The sequence below is a fragment of the Mycolicibacter kumamotonensis genome (assembly GCF_002086285.1).
GTDB classification, from domain to species: domain Bacteria; phylum Actinomycetota; class Actinomycetes; order Mycobacteriales; family Mycobacteriaceae; genus Mycobacterium; species Mycobacterium kumamotonense.
The window spans coordinates 1-19,008 of sequence record NZ_MVHU01000007.1; the positions used below are offsets into that span (position 1 = coordinate 1).

General features: G+C 69.7%; 14 protein-coding genes. 8 read left to right on the forward strand and 6 right to left on the reverse strand.

Annotated elements, in window-relative coordinates:
* A partial coding sequence (locus BST28_RS25050; RefSeq protein WP_165758057.1) for a PecA family PE domain-processing aspartic protease occupies positions 1-2,314 on the forward strand: 2,314 nt, incomplete at its 5' end.
* On the opposite strand, the gene BST28_RS06610 is transcribed toward BST28_RS25050, so the two are convergent.
* The 3 genes from BST28_RS06610 to BST28_RS06620 are packed head-to-tail and all read right to left on the reverse strand — an operon-like array spanning position 2,311 to position 5,106.
* The gene (locus tag BST28_RS06610) at positions 2,311-3,351 is read right to left on the reverse strand and encodes an LLM class flavin-dependent oxidoreductase (RefSeq protein ID WP_083080390.1); all 1,041 of its coding nucleotides are present in this window, start codon (positions 3,349-3,351) and stop codon (positions 2,311-2,313) included. The two genes, BST28_RS25050 and BST28_RS06610, sit on opposite strands and share 4 nt — an antisense overlap.
* Positions 3,352-3,371: 20 nt before the next feature.
* Positions 3,372-4,190 (reverse strand): uracil-DNA glycosylase, encoded by an 819-nt coding sequence (locus BST28_RS06615; protein WP_083080530.1) that lies wholly within the window; start codon positions 4,188-4,190, stop codon positions 3,372-3,374.
* A gap of 37 nt (positions 4,191-4,227) precedes the next feature.
* Positions 4,228-5,106 carry a helix-turn-helix domain-containing protein gene (locus tag BST28_RS06620; protein ID WP_083080391.1) on the reverse strand — a complete coding sequence of 293 codons (879 nt, stop codon included), beginning with the start codon at positions 5,104-5,106 and terminating at the stop codon, positions 4,228-4,230.
* Positions 5,107-5,267: 161 nt separating this feature from the next.
* On the opposite strand from BST28_RS06620, the gene BST28_RS06625 reads away from it, so the two are divergent.
* From BST28_RS06625 to BST28_RS06645, 5 genes are all read left to right on the forward strand, one after another.
* Entirely contained in the window at positions 5,268-7,241 is a 1,974-nt protein-coding gene (locus BST28_RS06625; RefSeq protein ID WP_083080393.1) for a hypothetical protein, read from the forward strand.
* A gap of 40 nt (positions 7,242-7,281) precedes the next feature.
* Positions 7,282-9,003 (forward strand): hypothetical protein, encoded by a 1,722-nt coding sequence (locus BST28_RS06630; RefSeq protein WP_133054283.1) that lies wholly within the window; start codon positions 7,282-7,284, stop codon positions 9,001-9,003.
* 39 nt (positions 9,004-9,042) lie between these two features.
* The gene (locus BST28_RS06635) at positions 9,043-10,410 is read left to right on the forward strand and encodes an FAD-binding oxidoreductase (protein WP_083080396.1); all 1,368 of its coding nucleotides are present in this window, start codon (positions 9,043-9,045) and stop codon (positions 10,408-10,410) included.
* A gap of 86 nt (positions 10,411-10,496) precedes the next feature.
* Positions 10,497-11,717, forward strand: coding sequence for a cytochrome P450 (locus BST28_RS06640; protein WP_019735677.1), 1,221 nt, complete (start codon positions 10,497-10,499; stop codon positions 11,715-11,717).
* A complete protein-coding gene (locus tag BST28_RS06645) occupies positions 11,717-12,310 on the forward strand; it encodes a TetR/AcrR family transcriptional regulator (protein ID WP_019735676.1) in 594 nt (197 codons plus the stop codon). Before BST28_RS06640 ends, BST28_RS06645 begins: the two co-directional genes overlap by 1 nt.
* Here the strand turns inward: BST28_RS06645 and BST28_RS06650 are convergent.
* Positions 12,291-13,430, reverse strand: a complete 1,140-nt coding sequence (locus tag BST28_RS06650; RefSeq protein WP_019735675.1) for an acyltransferase family protein — start codon at positions 13,428-13,430, stop codon at positions 12,291-12,293. The genes BST28_RS06645 and BST28_RS06650 overlap by 20 nt on opposite strands.
* Positions 13,427-15,160 (reverse strand): DEAD/DEAH box helicase, encoded by a 1,734-nt coding sequence (locus tag BST28_RS06655; protein ID WP_019735674.1) that lies wholly within the window; start codon positions 15,158-15,160, stop codon positions 13,427-13,429. Before BST28_RS06655 ends, BST28_RS06650 begins: the two co-directional genes overlap by 4 nt.
* A 175-nt stretch (positions 15,161-15,335) precedes the next feature.
* Here BST28_RS06655 and BST28_RS06660 point away from each other — a divergent pair, with 175 nt between their 5' ends.
* Complete coding sequence (locus tag BST28_RS06660; RefSeq protein WP_083080397.1) at positions 15,336-15,911, forward strand: LppP/LprE family lipoprotein; 576 nt, start codon at positions 15,336-15,338, stop codon at positions 15,909-15,911.
* 17 nt (positions 15,912-15,928) lie between these two features.
* Here the strand turns inward: BST28_RS06660 and BST28_RS06665 are convergent, their stop codons facing one another.
* Positions 15,929-17,995 (reverse strand): MFS transporter, encoded by a 2,067-nt coding sequence (locus tag BST28_RS06665; RefSeq protein WP_420093429.1) that lies wholly within the window; start codon positions 17,993-17,995, stop codon positions 15,929-15,931.
* A gap of 200 nt (positions 17,996-18,195) precedes the next feature.
* Here BST28_RS06665 and BST28_RS06670 point away from each other — a divergent pair, with 200 nt between their 5' ends.
* Positions 18,196-18,978 (forward strand): hypothetical protein, encoded by a 783-nt coding sequence (locus BST28_RS06670; RefSeq protein ID WP_019738853.1) that lies wholly within the window; start codon positions 18,196-18,198, stop codon positions 18,976-18,978.
* Positions 18,979-19,008 lie beyond the last annotated feature (30 nt).

Sequence of the window (19,008 nt, forward strand, 5' to 3'; positions counted from 1 at the left end):
CGGCGGCGCCGGGGGTGCCGGCGGGGCGGGTTCGACCACCGGGGCGACCGGTGCGGCCGGGGCCGCCCCGACGGGACGTGCGGGCGACGGCGGCGACGGCGGCGACGGTTACCACGCCACCACCGCCGGCGCCAGCGGCGGCAAGGGCGGCGACGGCGGAACCGGAAGCGTCCACGGCAACGGCGGTAACGGCGGCAACGGCGGCAACGGGGCGACCGGCAGGAACGGCGTCGCCGGCCTGTTCGGCGGCAACGCCGGCGATGGCGGCAACGGCGGGGCCGGCGGCGCCGGCGGCAACTCCCTCGGCGACGGCAACGGCGGCAACGGCGGCAACGGCGGCGCGGCCGGCAACGGCGGCCGCGGCCTGGACCAATCGGGCCAGCCGGCCGGCGCCACCCTGCCCGGCAGCGGCGGCAACGGCGGGCAAGGCGGGGCCGGCGGGGCCGGCGGCAGCAGCGCCAGCGCCCACGGCCCCGGCACCGGTAACGGCGGCGCGGGCGGTACGGGCGGGGCCGGCGGCAACGGTGGCGGCAACGGCATCGCCACCGTGGACGCGCCCAACAACGTGCAATACGGCAGCGGCGGCGACGGCGGCGCCGGTGGCGCCGGCGGCAACGGCGGCCTCGGCGACAACGGCGCCGCGGGCCCCAACGCGGGCTTCGACGGCGGCCACGGCGGAGCCGGCGGCCAGGGCGGGGCCGGTGGCTCCTCCTACCAGGGCAACGCCGCCCTGGGCGAGCACGGGCGTTTCGGCACCAACGGCGATGGCGGCGCCGGTGGATCCGGCGGGACCGGCGGCGGTGGCGGCACCGGCGGCACCGGGATCGCCAGCGCCGGCGGCGCCGGCGGCAACGGCGGCAACGGCGGAACGGCCGGCGCCGGCGGCGCACCAGGCACCGGCACGTTCGCCCAACCCGGAATCAACAAGGCGCCGGTCGGGATCGGCGGGGCCGGTGGCCACGGCGGCGGAGCGGGCGACGGCGGATCCGGCGGGATCGGTGCGGCCGGATACACCGGCGGCGCCGGCGGGAACGGCGGTGTGGGAGGTTCCGGCGGAGACGGCGGCGACGGCAGCGGCAGCTTCTATTCGCAGGGTTCCAGCGGTGGCAACGGCGGCTCAGGGGGCGACGGCGGCGACGCCGGTACCGGCGGAGCGGGCGGTTCGGGTGCCGCTGCCGGCACCGGTGGCAACGCCGGTGCGGGCGGTGACGGCGGCGACGGCGGAAACGGCGGCACCGCCACCCTGGCCTCGACGAACGTGCACGGCGGGGCGGCCGGCGATGGCGGCGCCGGAGGGGCCGCGGGCAACGTGGCCGCCGGCGGCGCCGGGGCCATGGGGGGCGACGGCGGCGACGGCGGCGTGGGTGGCTACGGCGGGACGGTCGGCTCCACCGGGGCCAATGGCGCAGGCGGTGCCGGCGGCGAGGGCTCGGGATCGGCTGCCGATGGTGCCGCCGGCGGCCCGGAAGGCTTGGTCAACGCGTCCATCCCGCTGTATCTGCAAAGCGGCGGGATCAGCCCGATCGTCTACATCTCGCTCAACGGCGGTCCACCGGTTCCGGTGCAGATCGACACCGGTTCCACCGGGTTGACGATCCTGGGCAACAGCCAGGGCCTGGGCGACTCGGTCTTTTCCGGCAGCGCAAGCTACGCCGGACTGGGCAATCAGTCCTACAGCTACCACACCTACGACACCACGGTCGGCTTCTGCGACAAGCTGGGCGTCTGCCCCGAGGGACTGGTCACCGATCCCACCGCGGTCAACATCGTCGACCCGGCATCGACCGCGCTGATGACGCAGTACTTCAACCAGTACGGCATCGTCGGGGTACTCGGCATCGGGCCGAACAACGGTTTCTCGGGAACCTCGACGATCATCTCGGCGCTGCCCGGCGCGCTCAACCAGGGGGTGCTCATCGACGAGGCCCGCGGCGAGGTGGTCTTCGGCCCCAACCAGTTGGAGCCGGAACTGTCCCTTCCCGGTTCCCCGTTCGTCGACACGATGGTGTCGGTCAATGGTGGCGCTCCGGTGGCGGTCTCGACCTCGATCGACTCCGGCGGCATGTTGGGCAGCGTTCCGCAGTGGCTGTTCCCCAGCGCCGGCATCGGCACGCACGTGCCGGTGGGCACCGAGATCTCGGTGTACACCGCCGACGGCCAGACCTTGCTGTACTCCTTCACGACGACCGCGACCAACAGCCCGTGGGTGTGGTCGAACACATCGATGAACTCCGGGTACTGGCCGTTCGCGGAGAATCCGATCTACATCGATTACCGCCCAAGCGGTTTCGGGTCGACGGTCTTCAGCGGCTAGAACAGTTCCCTGGCGAGCAGTTCGCAGGTCCGCTCGCGCCCGGGCGCGGTGGCCGGGTCGGTGCCGCGCCGCGCCGACGCCACCGGGTTGACCATCACCTCGTCGACGTCGAAGTGCTCGGCCAGCGCCATGAGCTGCTCGGCCGCTTCGCCGGGCGCGCCGACGACCGCGCGCCGCAGCCCGCTGTCGATGATGCGCTGCTCTTGATCGGACACCTGCGCTGCCTGAGCGTCCTCGACCAGGTCGACGGCGCCCAGCGGCCGGCCGGTCCGCAGCCGGGCCATCATCTGCAGATTCGGCAGCATCAATGCCGTTGCCTCTTCCCGGGTTTCGGCCACGGACGCGTTCACCGTCAGGAACGTCGTCGGTTCGGAACACATCTCGCTGGGGGTGAAATGCTCCCGGTAGTAGGCCAGTGCCTCTTCGGTGCCGTGGCCGGAGAAGTGGTGGGCGAAGACGTACGGCAGGCCCTTGGCCGCGGCCAGCCGCGCCGAATACATGCTCGATCCCAGCAGCCACAGCCTCGGCTCCCCGACCGCGGCCGGGGTGGCCTTGAGCAGGTAGTCCCCGTCGCGCAGCTGGACCTTCACGCCGCGACTGCTCATCATCGCGCGCACCTGATCGAGATAGTCGGGGAAGTTTTGGATTTCCCGCTCGGCCACGCCTTCCCTGCTGCCGCGCAGCATGAACGAGGTGACCGGATCCGAACCCGGCGCCCGGCCGATCCCCAGGTCGATTCGCCCCGGTGCGGCGGCCTCCAGCAGCGCGAACTGTTCAGCGACGGCCAGCGGGGCGTGATTGGGCAGCATCACCCCGCCCGAGCCCAGCCGCACCCGGGTGGTCTGTGCGGCCAAGTAGGCCAGCAGCACCGGCGGGCTGGTGGCCCCCACCGAGGGCATGTTGTGGTGCTCGGCCACCCAGTAGCGGGTGAAACCGAGCCGGTCGGCGGCCTGGGCCAGCCGCACCGTGGCGGCCAGCGCGTCGGCGCTGGTCTGGTCGGTACGGACGGGCACAAGATCAAGAACGGATAAGCGCACGTGGATGTCAACGCCGTCACTCAGCCGGATAGTCCCGCCAGCTCCGCCGCCCGGCCGAAGATGTCGTCGAGCATCGCCGGGGTCAGCCGGCCGGTGAACATGTTCTGCTGGCTGGGGTGATAGCAACCCAGCAGCCGCAACGTCGGGCCGAGTTCGGCCAGCGCGCCGTGGCCGAACTTCGGTTTGGGTTTGGGTGGCTGATCGGTGGCCACCCGCAGCGCGATCTGCCAGGCGAAACCGCCGAGCGCGACGATCACCCGCGCGTGCGGGGCGATCAGCCGCCATTCGGCGTCGATCCACGGCGCGCAGGTGTTGCGCTCGACCGTCGTCGGCGAGTTGTCCGGCGGGGCGCAGCGCACCGGGGCGATGATCCGGATCGTGTCGGTCTGCAGCCCGTCGGCGGCGTCGACACTGGTCGGCTGGTTGACCAGACCGGCGCGGTGCAGCGCGGCGTAGAGCTGGTCGCCGGAGCGGTCGCCGGTGAACATCCGCCCGGTCCGGTTGGCCCCGTTGGCGGCGGGCGCCAACCCGACCACGACGATCTTCGGCTTCGGTGACCCCCAGCCGGGCACCGGGCGTCCCCAGTACGGTTGGTCGGCAAAGGATTTCCGTTTGGTGACGGCCACCTCTTCGCGCCAGGACACCAATCGCGGGCAGGCCCGGCAGACACTGATCAGCGCGTCCAGCTCGGGGATCGACTCGACTTGGCCGGCCAGTTGCAGCACCCGGGCGGCGTCCGGGGCCTGCGGGGTGTCCGGGGTGGCCGGGTCGCCGGGCCAGCCGGTGCCCGGCGGCACCGGGGAGGCGAACCGCTGACCGGTGCGCGGGTGGTTGAGCATGGCACCATCCTGCCGGGTGCCGCGCAACGTGAAACGGCTACGTCGAGAGCTGTTGGGCTGTCGCCCGGATTTCGCGGATGTAGCGGTCGCGTTCGGCGGCGCTGACGTCTCGGCGCAGCGGCCCCAACTGCAATTCGTAGGTGGGATCGCCCTTGTCGAACACCGGCGCGGCCAGATAACTCACCGACAGCGGCTGCGTGGTAGCGAGTTGTTCTGCGGTGTACGGGTTTCCGTTCACGCCGGTGAGCAGCTCGAAGACCCGCTGGCGCAGCGCGACCCGGCGGGGATGCTCCGCCAGCAGGTCGACCACCTCGGCCAGCACGTCGAGTGCCTCCAGGCCCGGACCGCCCAGCCCGAACACCACGACGCCGTGCTGCCGCACCTGGTCCAGCACGTCCTCGAGCACGTCGCGACCGACCCCGTGCGCCGATTCCAGCCACGCCTGCCGTGCCCGCACATCGCGGTAAGCGATCACGGTGGCCCCGACGGGAGCGATCAGCGGCAACCGAACACCGACACCGACCCCGGCCGGGATGCGGCCGCGGCCCCGCACCAGGGTCAGGAAACTCAGCTCGGTCGGCCCGACCAGGGCCAGCCCCGCTCCGCAACCGGCGCGTTCCGCCAATTGCTCGATCACGTGCGCGCTCTCGGTCGACAGCGGCCAGAGCCGACGGACGGTGTCGGCGATACCGATCAGTCCGGGGCCCAGGGTGTACTTGCGATCATCGTTGCGGGCCGCCCATCCGGCCCGCTCCAATGCCAGCAGGATCGACGTCACCGTGGCACGGTTGAGCTCCAACCGCGATGCGATCGAGGCGACGGAACTGGGTTGCGACTGGGCTGCCAATAAGCCCACGACGGCGACGACGCGATCGGTAGGTGGCGAGCCCACCCGCTTGTCGTCGTGCCCGCCCATCGCCCTCCTTATGCCTGGCTCTGCCGGGAAATCACCGATCGTACGGCGTCGGCCCGGACCCTTGCGCTCAGGTTCGGCCGCCGGTAGCGTCCCGTCTCATCGCATTTTCAGTTGTCGTTCATATGACAAATAATTGTCATATTGCCGGAGAGGAGCCGGTCATGGCCACCGGACGACGCGAAGCCCACCGGGGCGGCCGGTCTACCAGTGCACTGTGTGCGGCCGGGCTGGCGGCGGTCGTGGCCGCCGGCGCGGTAGCGGGCCCGATCCATCCGGCCCGCGCGGCTCACCTGACGCCGGTGGCGCTGACGTCGGTCTCGGCCGAGGTGCAACAGGCGATCGATGCCCTGCTGGACGCGATGAAGCAGGCAGCGGCCGACGACGCGGCACTGCCCTTTGCGACACCCGATGGCGTCGCCATGCTGATGACGGGCCTGCAGAACACGAATTACGAATTGCTCATGGCCGGGGTCTCCCGGGTTACCGAGTTGTTCGACGGATGGTTTTTCCAATCGCCGGAAGTGATCGCCGGAGACGCCGCCAACCCTCGCCAGTACTTCCAGTTCTTCACGCCCGACATCTATTACCACGCCACCGCGGGCCTGGCCCCGGGCGCGACCTATGAGCTCACCGGCCGCATCGGCGGCGGCACCGAGGCGTTCGCCATCGCCACCGAGCAGATCACCGGGTCGCAGGCCGTCAGCAAGGAGAGCCTGGAACTCGGCCACGACCTGGTGGTCAATCCCGACGGCACGTTCACCGTCTACATCGGCCCGGAAGCGCCCAGCGGCGCGGTCAACTTCATCGACGACGACAGCGCCACCATCCAGGGCGCCGCCTCACTGTTGGTGCGGGACATGTTGGGCGACTGGGCGAAAGGTCCCAGCAACATCAGCATCCACTGCGTGGCCGACTGCCCGCCGTTCTTCGCCATCCCCGAGGGCGGCTTCTTTCCCAGCGACGAGACCACGGCTCCGACGAAGATCACCTCGGTCGACGATGCGTTGACCATGCTGTTCAGTGCCTTCGCCAAGATCGCCGGCCCGTTCAACACCCAGAACATGGGGCTGGCCCAGATCGCCGGGATCGAGCAGCCCGCCAACACCATGAGTCCGCTGGCCACCGAGACCAGCCTGTTCGCCACGGGTCTGCCGAGTGCGGATGTCTCCGCGGGGAATTTCGACCTGGACCCGGGCCAGGCGTTGATCGTCAAAGTGCCCGATGTGGCGGCCGGCTACAGCGGGATCGAGCTGATGAACGTCTACGGCGCCGCATTGCCGTTCACCCTGGCGCAGACCACCTTGAACAACACCACCGCGTTTCACTCCGCCGACGGCTACACCTACTACGTGGTCAGCGCCACCAACCCGGGCGTGGCGAACTGGCTCGACACCGGGGGCATCCCCAACGGCGAGATCTTCGCCCGGTTCGAGAACCTGCCTGACGGAACCGATCCGACGGGCATGGAGGTGACGACTCAGGTGGTGTCGGTGGCCGATGTGGCCCAGTACCTGCCTGAGGACACCCCGACCGTCAGCGCCGCCGAATACGCCGCCGACATGACCCAGCGGGTGCTGTCCTACGACTACGCCCTGGACGTGTCCCGGATGCACGCCCAACCGAGCTGGCTGATCCAGGAATTGCTGTTCTCGGGACTCAAGGGGCTCATCGGTGACGACAATTTCGCGGCGGTTTTCGGCGCGGAGCCCGAAACGCCGCTGGAGCTGCGGTTCACCGACGCACTGAGCCCGGATTGGGACGCCGTCTGGCACGGGTTCACCAGCGACCCGTTCGGCAGCCTCACCGCGGTGGCCAACAACCTGCCGCTGCTGTGGAGCGATATCAGCCTGCCGTTCCAGCTGGCCGCAGCACAATCGGTGCTGTCGCTGTTGCTGCCCGGGGCGGCCGGCTCGCTGCTGAGCGACGCCCTGCTCGACCCGAACAGCGGCATCATCGCCGGCCTGCTCAATGCCCGCGACGACCTGGCCACCACCATCCTGACCGCCAACGACGCCTGGCCGACGGAGGTCGGTGAGCAGGCCGCCCAGCAGTGGGCGAACATGTCCGAGCTGATCGGGCAGGCCGCCAGTACGGACCTGGGTTCGTGGTTCGCGTCGTTGTTCGACGCCGGCTGATCCGCCGCTGAAATCCCGGCGCCGCCATTACACTCCCGGAATGCGCAGGTACAGCGGTCATGTCGCGCTGACGGTCGTGTTGCTTGCCTCCGGGCTGACCGGTTGCTCGTCGGGGAACCGGGTGCCCGAGTCGATCGCGACGCCGACCGTTTCATCGTCCCCCTCGCCGACGGTGTCGCCGTCGGCGGTGATCGGCCCCGACGGGGCGAGCGTCGAGATCACTCTGAGCAAGATGCGGGTCACCGCAACCGCACCGGCCGGTGTCAGTGATCCCGGTGTGCCGCTGACGATCTCGGGTGGCCCAGAAGCCACGGGCAAACCATTTGCGGCCGCGGTGGCCGCCAGTGCACCGGCGTCGATCACGCTGGGCTCAGGGCTGCAGCCCAAGCAGCCGATCGAGCTGCGCTTCGACCTGTCCGCCGACCCGGAGCTTGCCGGGGCGTTCAGCGATTCGGTGAAGCCGGTGATCCACTCGGGCTCCGGCGCCGACGGGTCGGTGATCGACCTGATACCGGCCACCTGGGATCCGGCGACCCGCACGGTGAGCGCGACCACCGACCACCTGTCGTTTTTTCAGGTCGTCGCCGCCGACCTGGGCAAGGTGGTCGACACCATCCGGGGTGTGCTGCTGCCCGGCACCAACTCCGGCCCGGCCTGTGCGGGCGGCAGCCGACTGACCATCGGATCGATCTCCTACACGCTCAGCGCATCCAAGCCCGACGCGCCGGTCACCGGTTGCCTGAGCGACCCCGGCGACGGCGGCGTCGGCGTCGACTTCGCCAACAACAGCAGCCAGTTCTACGGGATCACATCCTCGCCTCCCGGAGCCTTCACCAACCCGACGCCCTTGAACAGCAATGACCAGCTCGCGGTGTGGCTGTTCGGCGACAAGAACGGGCTGCTCACACCGCGCGCCGGCGGCCGGCTCGCACTTCCAGCCGGCACCACCAGCGCCACCATCAATGCCGATGTCAATCCGGTGGCGCTGCAATTGAATTCGATCCTGACCGGACTCGGAATGCTGGGCATCGACGGCGACCAATTGGTAACGGTGTTCCAGAACAGCCGGTCGGCCTGGGACTGCGCGCTGACCGCGATGAACGCTTTGCAGCTGCCCAAGGACGCCTACCAGGCCCGCGATCAGTACGGCGGCGTCGCCCAATGCCTGCTGGCCGGGATCGGGGCCGCCGGCGGGCCAATCAGCGGCGCAGCCGGCGCCGACCCCAAATACCTGGGCGATGTGGTGCACCGGACCGGCGTGGCACTGTCGCTGGTGACCACCCTGCCCGACCAGTTCTTCGCCAACATCGCCGGAGCGATCGGCGAGGTGACCGGCAAGAATCACCTGCAGTTCACCCTCAACGGCCAGGGCCCCACCGCGCCGGCCCGGAGCACCGGCACCTTGCAGTTGAGCGTGTTCCACTCGCACACCAACCCCGGTGATACCGGAGTCGAGTTGGCGCCCAACCATTTCCAGCTCAGCAAGACCAAGCACGACGGCACTTTCTGGGTCGATCTGGGCCTGCGCTGGAAGACCGATGACGGAAAGGGACTGTTTTCCTACTGCACCGAGCAGACGAAGGTCCTCGACAGCGGTGGCGGCGTGGTGCTGGAGCGAAAGCAGCGACTGGCGACCTGCGACGGGGGCGGCGGCTGGGATTTTCAACTCACCAAACCCGGCACCTACACCTACGTCGTCGACCTGCAGGGCGAGCCGAGCGGCTCAGCCCACGGCGAGCAGCAGTTCACCGTCGACCCGTAGCGACGCGGCACGCCACCGCAGCTCCGTAGGATCGCTTGCGTGGATTCCGATGCCCTGGCCCAGCTGATCGCCGACCTGCCCGACGGGATGGTGGTCACCGATCCGACGATCACCGCGGGCTACCGCCAGGACAACGCGCTGGACCCGCTGGCGGGCCAACCGCTGGCGGTGGTGCGTCCGCTGCGCACCGAGGAGGTGCAGACGGTCATGCGCTGGGCGAGCGCGCACCGGGTCCCGGTGGTGACCCGCGGCGCGGGCACCGGACTGTCCGGCGGCGCCACCGCCGTCGACGGCGGGATCGTGCTGAGCACCGAGAAGATGCGTGACATCACCGTCGACCCGGTCACCCGCACCGCGGTGTGCCAGCCCGGCCTGTTCAACGCCGAGGTGAAGAAGGCCGTCGCCGCGCACGGACTGTGGTACCCGCCGGACCCGTCGTCGTTCGAGATCTGCAGCATCGGCGGCAATATCGCCACCAACGCCGGCGGGCTGTGCTGCGTCAAATACGGCGTCACCACCGACTACGTGCTGGGCCTGGAGGTGGTGCTGGCCGACGGCACCGCGGTGCGCCTGGGCGGGCCGCGCCTCAAAGACGTCGCCGGGCTGTCACTGACCAAACTGTTCGTCGGCAGCGAGGGCACCCTCGGGGTGATCACCGAGGTGACACTGCGACTGCTGCCGGCCCAGCCCAAGTCCGCGGTGGTGGTGGCCACCTTCGACTCGGTGGCCGCCGCGGCCGAGGCGGTGCTCGACGTCTCCGGGCGGCTGCGCCCGTCGATGCTGGAGTTCATGGACGGCGCGGCGATCAACGCCGTCGAGGACCAACTGCGGATGGGATTGGACCGCGACGCCGCCGCCATGCTGGTGGCGGCCTCCGACGAGCGGGGTCACGCCGGCGCGGACGACATCGAGCTGATGGCCCGGGTGTTCACCGAGCACGGCGCCAAGGACGTCTTCTCCACCGATGACCCGGTCGAGGCCGAAGGCTTCGTGGCGGCCCGGCGATTCTGCATCCCGGCCGTCGAGGCCAAGGGGCCGCTGCTGCTCGAGGATGTGGGCGTGCCCCTGCCGCAGCTGGGCGCGCTGATCACCGGGATCGAGAAGATCGCCGCCGATCACCGGGTGATGATCGCGGTGATCGCCCACGCCGGGGACGGCAACACCCACCCGCTGATCGTGCACGACCCGAACGACCCCGACGAGGTCCACCGCGCCGAGGCCGCATACGGCGAGATCATGGACCTGGCGATCACCCTGGGCGGCACCATCACCGGCGAGCACGGGGTCGGGCGGCTGAAGCGGCCGTGGCTGGCCCAGCAGCTGGGGCCCGAGGCGATGGCGCTCAACCAGCGGGTCAAGGCGGCGCTGGATCCGCTGAACCTTCTCAACCCGGGTGCGGGGATCTGAGCGGTGCTCTGCGGGCGCGAACGCGCCGCGAAGGTCCGCCCGAGGGGGGGATTGACAGTTAGGAAGTCATGTCGTATCAATGAGACATGACGACTGCTGTGTCTCATCCAAAGTTTGAGCTGTGCAACGCCGACACCTGGCCCAACCCCTGGCCGATGTACACCGCGCTGCGCGATCACGACCCGGTCCATCACGTGGTTCCGGCGAACGCGCCCGACCAGGACTACTACGTGCTGTCCCGCCACGCCGACATCTGGGCGGCCGCCGCCGACCATGAGACCTTCTCCTCCGCGCAGGGGCTGACCGTCAACTACGGCGAGCTGGAGATGATCGGCCTGGCCGACAACCCGCCGATGGTGATGCAGGATCCGCCGGTGCACACCGAGTTCCGCAAGTTGGTGGCGCGGGGCTTCATGCCGCGGCAGGTGGAGTTGCTGGAGCCGAAGGTGCGTGAGTTCGTGGTGCAGCGGCTCGAACGGCTGCAGGCCGACGGCGCCGGGGACATCGTCGTCGACCTGTTCAAGCCGCTGCCGTCGATGGTCGTCGCGCACTACCTGGGTGTGCCCGAGCAGGACCGCGCGCAGTTCGACGGCTGGACCGATGCGATCGTCGCGGCCACCGTCAGCGAGGACGGTGTCGCCTCGGCCGGTGACGCGATCGGCCAGATGATGGGCTACTTCACCGAGCTCATCGAACGGCGCCGCACCGAACCGGGGGACGACACGGTCTCGCATCTGGTGGCGGCCGGATTGGGTGCCGACGGTGACATCAAAGGTCTGCTGTCGGTGCTGGCTTTCACCTTCACCATGGTCACCGGCGGCAACGACACCACGACGGGAATGCTGGGCGGCTCAGTGCAATTGCTGCAACGGTCCCCCGACCAGCGTCAGCTGCTGGTGGACCGGCCGGAGCTGATCCGCGACGCCGTCGAGGAGCTGCTGCGGTTGACCTCGCCGGTACAGGGGCTGGCCCGCACCACCACCCGCGACGTGACGGTCGGCGACACCACCATTCCGGCGGGCCGCAAGGTGTTGCTGCTCTACGGCTCGGCCAACCGCGACGAGCGGCACTTCGGGCCCGACGCCGCAGAGCTCAACGTGGTGCGCAAGCCGCACCAGATCCTCACCTTCAGCTACGGCGCTCATCACTGCATCGGCAATCAGGCCGCGCGTATGCAAGCCCGGGTGGCGCTGGAGGAAGTGCTGGCCCGCTGCCCGAACTATACGGTCGATGAGGCCGGGATCCGCTGGGCCGGAGGCGGTTACGTGCGCCGGCCGCTGTCGGTGCCCTTCACCGTCGGGTCATGATGGCCGGGCGGGCCTGGCTGTCGGATCAGCGCGGTGAGCTGGCCGCCGAGAAGATCCTCGACGCGGCCGAGAAGTTGTTCGCCCAGCGTGACCCAGCGTCGGTCGGCATGAACGAGATCGCCCGCGCCGCAGGGTGTTCGCGTGCCACGCTGTACCGCTACTTCGAGAGCCGCGAGGCGCTCTACACCGCCTACGTACACCGTTGGGCCAACACCCTGTATCACGAACTGACCCGGCGGCTGTCCGGTATCGAGGACCCGTCGCAGCGGCTGGTCACCGGGATCATCGAGTCGCTGGCGCTGGTGCGCGGCAATCCGGCACTGGTGTCGTGGTTCGCCGAGACCGGTCCGCCGATCGGTGCGGCGATGGCCGAGCGCTCCGAGGTCATCACCGTGATGGTCACGACGTTTTTGTCCGCGTTGGGGACCGATGACACCGAGGCGATGCAGCAGCGCGCCCGCTGGGTGGTGCGGGTGATGACCTCGCTGCTGAGCTTTCCGGGCCGCGACGCCGACGACGAGCGGGCGATGCTGATGCAATTCGTGGTCCCGGTCGTGGTCTCGCCGGGACGGCTCAACTCCGCACCCGGGTAAACCGGTGCAGCAGCCAGGACACCGGAATGGTGACCAGCATCGTGACGACGAACAGGTTGAGCATCGAGCCGGTGTAGACCGGCGCGCGTAGCGCCTCCACCATCACCACCTCCATCAGCACCAGGTGGACCAGGAAGATCTCGTAGGAGATCTCGCCCAGCCACACCATCGGCCTGCTGGCCAGCAACCGCGCGTACCAGCCTTGGTTGCCCAGCGCCAGCGGCGCCACCGCCAGGGTGGCGATCGCGGCGTAGAAGCCCGCCTTGACCAGTGCCTCCGAGAGTTTGGCCGGCGAGGTGGTGGGCTCTCCGGCCAGCGGGGTGGCCGCGATGAGATAGCAGATGAGCGCCAACGGAATCGCCACGAACCCGTAGCAGCGCACGCCCATCGCCTGCAGCACCGCCAGCGCCATACCGCCGAGGAACCAGGCCAGGTAGGTCGGCAGCCACAGCCGGGCGCCGTCGGGCAGAAAGTCGCCGGCGTGCACCAGGATCAGCCAGGCCGGGGTGATCATCGCCAGCGCGGTCAACCCGGCCAGCAGTCGCACCGGTCGCCACTGCCGCCGGCACAGCCAGACCAGCGTGAGATAGGCCATCGCCGGCAGCACCACGTAGAAGGCGACCTCCACCGCGAGGCTCCACATCTGGGTGAGGCCCTGATGCAGATAGCCGAACATGTAGTTGTCGGTGTAGATCTGGGTCAGAGTCAGGTTGCGCAGCAACCCGATCGGATTGTGGCCCGGGTTCGGGCCGGCGGTGCGGTAGTGGTAGATCAGATAGGCCAGCGCCACGGTGACGACATAGGCGGGCATGATGCGCCGCACCCGGTGCCAGGCGTAGCGGCGCACCGAGGGCGCCGGACGGTCGAAAGCGGTGGCGCGCACCCAGGGTCGGAACAACAGAAAACCGGAGAGCACGAAGAAGATCGGCACCCCGATCTCCATCCGCGAACCCAGCAGGCCGGCGTAGCCGTGGGTGTACTTGCCGGTGGTGTAGGCCGCATGCGTGCCGACGACCAGGATGGCGGCCACCGCACGCACACCGGTCAGCGAGGCGACCCGATCGACGTGAGCGACCTGCTCCAGTCCGCCCTGGGCGACCTCCTCGCGCGGCAGCGTCATCCCATCCGTTTCCGGTGCGTCCCCCCGTCGCCGTGGCGGTCGGGTTTGCCGGACGGGCGGTCCCGGCGCAGGTTGATCAGCTGGCCCTGAATCCTGGTGCGTTCCAGCGCTTTGAGCGTGTTGCCGGACAGCTTGGCGGGCAGTTCCACCAGCGAGTGGTCCACCCGGATGCTGATGTTGCCGAAGTCGCTGCGGTGCAGACCGCCCTCGTTGGCCAGTGCACCGACGATCGCGCCCGGGCTGACCTTGTGCCGCTTGCCGACCGAGATCCGGTAGGTGGCGAACCCGTCCTTCGGCGGGCCTTTGCGGTCGCGTTTGCGGTCGTCGCGGCCGCCGTCGCGATCCGGCTTGGCGCGATCGCGTCGCTTGTCCGGCGGCGGCTCCACCATCAAGAACGCCTCGCCGTCACGGGACTGCAGCGCCAGCGCGGCGGCGATGTCGGCCATCGGCACGTTGTGCTCGCGGCTGTAGTCCTCGACCAGGCGGCGGAACAACTCGATGCCCGACGCACCGAGGTGGTTGGTGATCGCGTCGGCGAACTTCGCGACCCGCTGGGCATTGACGTCCTCGACACTGGGCAGCTCGGCCTCGACCAGCTTTTGCCGCGTCACCTTCTCGATCAGCCTGAGCAGGTGGCGTTCCCGCGGGTTGACGAACAGCAGCGCCGTCCCCGAGCGCCCGGCCCGTCCGGTGCGCCCGATCCGGTGCACGTAGGCCTCGGGGTCGTTGGGGATGTCGTAGTTGACGACGTGGGAGATCCGGTCCACATCCAGTCCGCGGGCCGCGACATCGGTGGCGACCAGGATGTCGATGTTGCCGCTCTTGAGCGCGGCGATGGTCCGCTCCCGCTGCGCTTGGGCGATGTCACCGTTGATCGCCGCCGCGGAAAACCCTCGGGCACGCAGTTTTTCGGCGACCTCCTCGGTGGCCTGCTTGGTGCGGACGAACACGATCATCGCCTCAAAGGACTCGACTTCGAGCACCCGCGTCAGGGCATCCATCTTGCGGGGGCCGGCGACCTCGATGTAACGCTGGGAGATGTTCTCCGCCGTAGTGGTTTTCGCCTCGACGGTCACTTCGACAGGGTCGTGCAAATAGCGGCTGGTGATGCGGCGAATGGCCGGCGGCATGGTCGCCGAGAACAGGGCGACCTGCTTGTACTCGGGGGTGTCGGCCAGGATGCGCTCGACGTCCTCGGCGAAACCCATCTGCAGCATCTCGTCGGCCTCGTCGAGCACCAAGTAATCCAGGTGCGACAGGTCCAGACTGCCGCGTTCCAGATGGTCGATGACCCGGCCCGGGGTGCCGACCACCACTTGGGCGCCGCGCCTCAGCCCGGACAGCTGCACCGTGTAGGACGCGCCGCCGTAGATCGGCAACACGTTGACCCGCGGCAGATGAGCGCCGTACCGCCCGAACGCCTCGGCCACCTGTAGGGCCAGCTCCCGGGTGGGCGCCAGCACCAGCGCCTGGGTGGCCTTGCTGGCGATGTCGATGCGCGAAAGGATCGGAATGGCGAACGCCGCGGTTTTGCCGGTACCGGTCTGGGCCAGACCGACCACGTCGGAGCCGGCCAGCAATGCCGGGATGGTGGCGGCCTGAATCGCCGAGGGCGTCTCGTAGCCGACGTCGGCGACGGCCTGCAACACCGAAGGGTGGATCTGCAGGTCAGCGAAGGACCCGGCGGGTGGGTGGGAATCGGACCCGGCGGGGGTGTCAGGGGAGCTCATGGCGCCTAGCAGTCTACGGGCAACATCACCCGCCTACCGCCACAGTTGACCTGCACCCCCGATGGCGTCGGTGGGTGCGTCGGCCCGAGACGACACGTGCTGACCGAGGCGGAACCGCCGTGGCACAGCGGTGGTCGGCCGCGCCTCCCGAAATTGTCCCCCGCGCGACGGTACGGTGCCCGGTGTGTTTGCAGCCGCTAGACCCTTAGCCGTGGCCGGCACGCTGTCCGTGGCGCTGCTGGCCGGTTGCAGTTCGGGCGATTCCACCGTCGCCAAGACACCGCAGAACACCAGCCCTCCCGCGGCGGCCGACGATAGCGCGGCGCCCACCTCGACCGCGCCGAAGACGGGTGCCGGCCCGGCTCCGGCGGACCCGTGCGCGGTCAACCTGGCCGCCCCGGCGATCGCCAAGGCGGTCTCGGAGCTGCCCCCCGACCCGCGCAGCGGCCAGCCCTGGAGCCCGGAACCGCTGGCCGGCAATTACAGCGAGTGTTCGGAGTTGTCGGCGGTGATCGTCAAGGCCAACACCAACGCCGAACATCCCAGCACCCGGGCGGTGCTGTTCCATCGCGGGGCGTTCCTACCGCAGTCGGTGCCCGACACCTACGGGTTCAGCGGGATCGACCTCGCCCACTGCACCGCCGACACGGTGGCACTGAAGAACGCCAGCGGAATCGCCGGGCTGAGCGGCCTGGTGAAATTCCGTTGGAACGGTTCCGGGGTGGAGATCATCGGCACCACCGCCCGCTAGCCGGTCGCGCGCGGCAACTAGCGGTCGCGCTGGGAGTGCCGTCCCAAGGCGTCGGTGTCGTCGGGGTCCTCCCGGTAGTGCCGGTTGCGGCGCGCCGGTCCTTGGCCGGTGATACCGAATTTCGCCAGCACGTCGGGCACTTGCGTCCCGTTGGCGATGGGACGGAAATGATCTCCGGCAGCGATGTGAAAGCCGTTGCGGCTCACCGGCTCCGGTTTCGGAATCGGGGCCGCCACCGGTGGGATTTCGACGGTCAGCGGCTCGGTGGCGGGGTCGTCGTGCCGGACGGGTCGACGGGGTTGAGGCCGGACGGGCCGGTGCACTTCCTGCTGGACCGCCCGGTGCACGTCGTGACGGGCTTCCGGCTCGCTCGGGGCGACGACCGGGATCAGCTCGGTCGGCTCGTCGACGTCGCGGGCGGTGCGCACCGTCGCGAAGTGTCGAGGCAGGCTGACGCGCTCCACGCGCACCTCGGCGACCCGAACCTCGTCGTCGAGTTCGTCGAGGTCGTCGAGTTCGTCGAGGTCGTCGAGTTCGTCGAGGTGGTCGATCTGCCGGGACCGCCGGCGGGCCGGCGGGATCACGATGCCGACCAGAAACAGGGCGGCGGCCACGCCGAACAGCGCGACGAAGGCCGGCAGCAGCGTCGACTCCGACATCGCCGCCGAGAACGGCTCGTGCAGGAACTCGGGCAGTTGCAGTGCCCCGGGGTGCGCGCCCCCGGGCATCGGCGGCAGGTCGGCCGAGATCCGCGACGTCATGAAGGCGGCCATGCCGGCACTACCGAGCACCGCTCCGATCTGACGGGTCGCGTTGTAGACCCCTGAGCCGGCGCCGGCCAGGTGCGGCGGCAGGTTACGGGTGGCGGTCGCTGCCAACGGCGACCAGATGAACGCCATGCCGACCCCGATCGCCGCGAACGGCAGGAGCAGGCGCCAGACCGCGGTGGTGGGCGTCATCTCGATCGACAGCCAGGTCAGTGCGATCGCCAGCACCGAGAAGCCGAACCCGACCACTGAGCGGGGATGGGCCCGGTCGACGATTCTGCCGACGACGGGCGCAAGCACCCCGGTGGCGATCGCCATCGGCGCGGTCAGCAACGCCGACCTGGTGGGTGACATTCCGCACACCACCTGTGCGTAGAACATCACCGGCAGCACCATCGCGGTGGCGGCAAAACCGATGACGGCCACCCCGACGTTGGCCAGACCGAAGTCGAGGTCCCGGAAGATGTGCAGCGGGATCAGCGGCTCACCGTTGGTGACCGCCTGCCAGTAGATGAAGGCAGCCAGGAAGCCGATGCCCCCGACGATCACCGCCCAGACCCACGGCGCCCACGCCTGTGACTCGCCTTCCTGCAGGGCGAACACGACGAGGAACATCCCGATCCCCGACAGCGCCACCCCGACCAGGTCGAATCGGTGCCGGTGGACCGGCAGCTCGGGGATCAGCACCACCGCCAGCACCAAGCCGAGGACGCCGATCGGGACGTTGACGAAGAAGATCCACTCCCAGCCGAGCCGGTCCACCAGCACGCCACCGGCCAGCGGTCCGATCAGCGTCGCGACACCGGCGGTGGCTCCCCACACGCTCATCGCCATGCCGCGGCGGTCGGCGGGGAACGTCCGGGTGATCACCGACAGGGTCTGCGGGGTCAACAGCGCGGCGCCGACGCCCTGCACCGCACGCGCGGTGACCAGCATCGCGATACCGCCCGCCAGGCCGCACCACAGCGAGGCGGCGGTGAACACCGCCAGCCCGACCAGGTAGAGATTCTTCGGGCCGAACTGGTCGCCGAGCCGTCCGGCGACCAGCAGCGGCACCGCGTAGCCCAGCAGATAGGCGCTGGTCACCCAGATCACCGTGTCGTAGCCGATGTCGAGTGCCGCCATGATGCTGGGATTGGCGACGGCCACGATGGTGGAATCCACCAGGATCACGAAGAAACCGAGCATCATCGCCCACAGCGCGTTCCACGGATTGGGCGAGTCCACCGGAGCGTCGGGTCGCCGCGCCGCGAACTGCGCGGCATCGGCACCCCTGGCGTGATCGCCGGGTCGAGTCCGGCTGCTCGCGGTGCTCACAAGCGCCGCCCCTCCCCTCTCTGCGCGCTGCGCTTCCGGGTACGAAGCCACTTGATGCGACGCTACGGACTGATTTTGTGTTGAACAAACTCGCAGCGCCGATGCGCTGATTCGCTGCCGAACAGCTACTGCACCGTTGAAGCGGGTAAACCGCTACCGGAGCGTTAGCCTGAACACCAGCGACCGGAACGGAGGCGACCATGGGCATCTTTCGACGACGGCGTTCGGCGCAGGAACTAGCGCCGACCCCCGCCGGTGAGAAGCCCAGCATGGCGGCCCGGGTGCTCTCCCGGGTCATCGAACGCAGTGAGCGGGTGCAGGGCCCGGCGGTGCGCGCCTACGTGCAGCGACTACGCCACAGTGATCCCGGCACCAGCCCGGCGCAGGTGGTGGCCAAGCTGGAGAAGCGTTACCTGGCGGCGGCGACGGCCAGCGGTGCCGCGGTGGGCGCCACCGCGGCGGTGCCGGCAATCGGCACGCTGCTCGCGCTGTCGGCGGTCGCCGGGGAGACCGCGGTCTTCCTGGAGGCCACCGCGTTCTTCGTGCTCTGCGTCGCCGAGGTGCACGGCATTCCGGTCGACAACCGGGAGCGGCGCCGCGCCCTGGTGCTGGCGGTGTTGGTCGGCGATCGGGGCAAGGGCGCCGTCGCCGAGCTGCTGGGCTCGGGCCGCACCAGCGGCGCGTGGCTCACCGAGGGCACGGCCGCGGTTCCGCTGCCGGCGGTGTCGGAGCTGAACTCGCGGTTGCTGCGGTACTTCGTCAAGCGTTTCACCCTGCGGCGCGGGGCGCTGGCGTTCGGCAAGCTGCTGCCGGTCGGTCTGGGCGCGGTGATCGGGGCCCTGGGCAACCGCATGATGGGCAAGAAGATCGTCGGGAACGCCCGCAAGGCGTTCGGCCCCGCCGCCGACCGCTGGCCGGTCACGCTGCATCTGCTCCCGGCCCTGCACGACGACGATGCCAGTCCCGCGCAACCGTCGGCCTGAGCAGCGCCGAGACATTCGGCGGCGAGCCTC

What these genes read in the sequence shown, in the direction of transcription:
- BST28_RS06615 (WP_083080530.1), bottom strand. Translation starts at nt 4,190, where the DNA reads ATGCTCAACCACCCGCGCACCGGTCAGCGGTTCGCCTCCCCGGTGCCG.
- BST28_RS06640 (WP_019735677.1), top strand. Translation starts at nt 10,497, where the DNA reads ATGACGACTGCTGTGTCTCATCCAAAGTTTGAGCTGTGCAACGCCGAC.
- BST28_RS06655 (WP_019735674.1), bottom strand. Translation starts at nt 15,160, where the DNA reads ATGAGCTCCCCTGACACCCCCGCCGGGTCCGATTCCCACCCACCCGCC.
- BST28_RS06670 (WP_019738853.1), top strand. Translation starts at nt 18,196, where the DNA reads ATGGGCATCTTTCGACGACGGCGTTCGGCGCAGGAACTAGCGCCGACC.
- BST28_RS06630 (WP_133054283.1), top strand. Translation starts at nt 7,282, where the DNA reads ATGCGCAGGTACAGCGGTCATGTCGCGCTGACGGTCGTGTTGCTTGCC.
- BST28_RS06650 (WP_019735675.1), bottom strand. Translation starts at nt 13,430, where the DNA reads ATGACGCTGCCGCGCGAGGAGGTCGCCCAGGGCGGACTGGAGCAGGTC.
- BST28_RS06625 (WP_083080393.1), top strand. Translation starts at nt 5,268, where the DNA reads ATGGCCACCGGACGACGCGAAGCCCACCGGGGCGGCCGGTCTACCAGT.
- BST28_RS06620 (WP_083080391.1), bottom strand. Translation starts at nt 5,106, where the DNA reads ATGGGCGGGCACGACGACAAGCGGGTGGGCTCGCCACCTACCGATCGC.
- BST28_RS06645 (WP_019735676.1), top strand. Translation starts at nt 11,717, where the DNA reads ATGGCCGGGCGGGCCTGGCTGTCGGATCAGCGCGGTGAGCTGGCCGCC.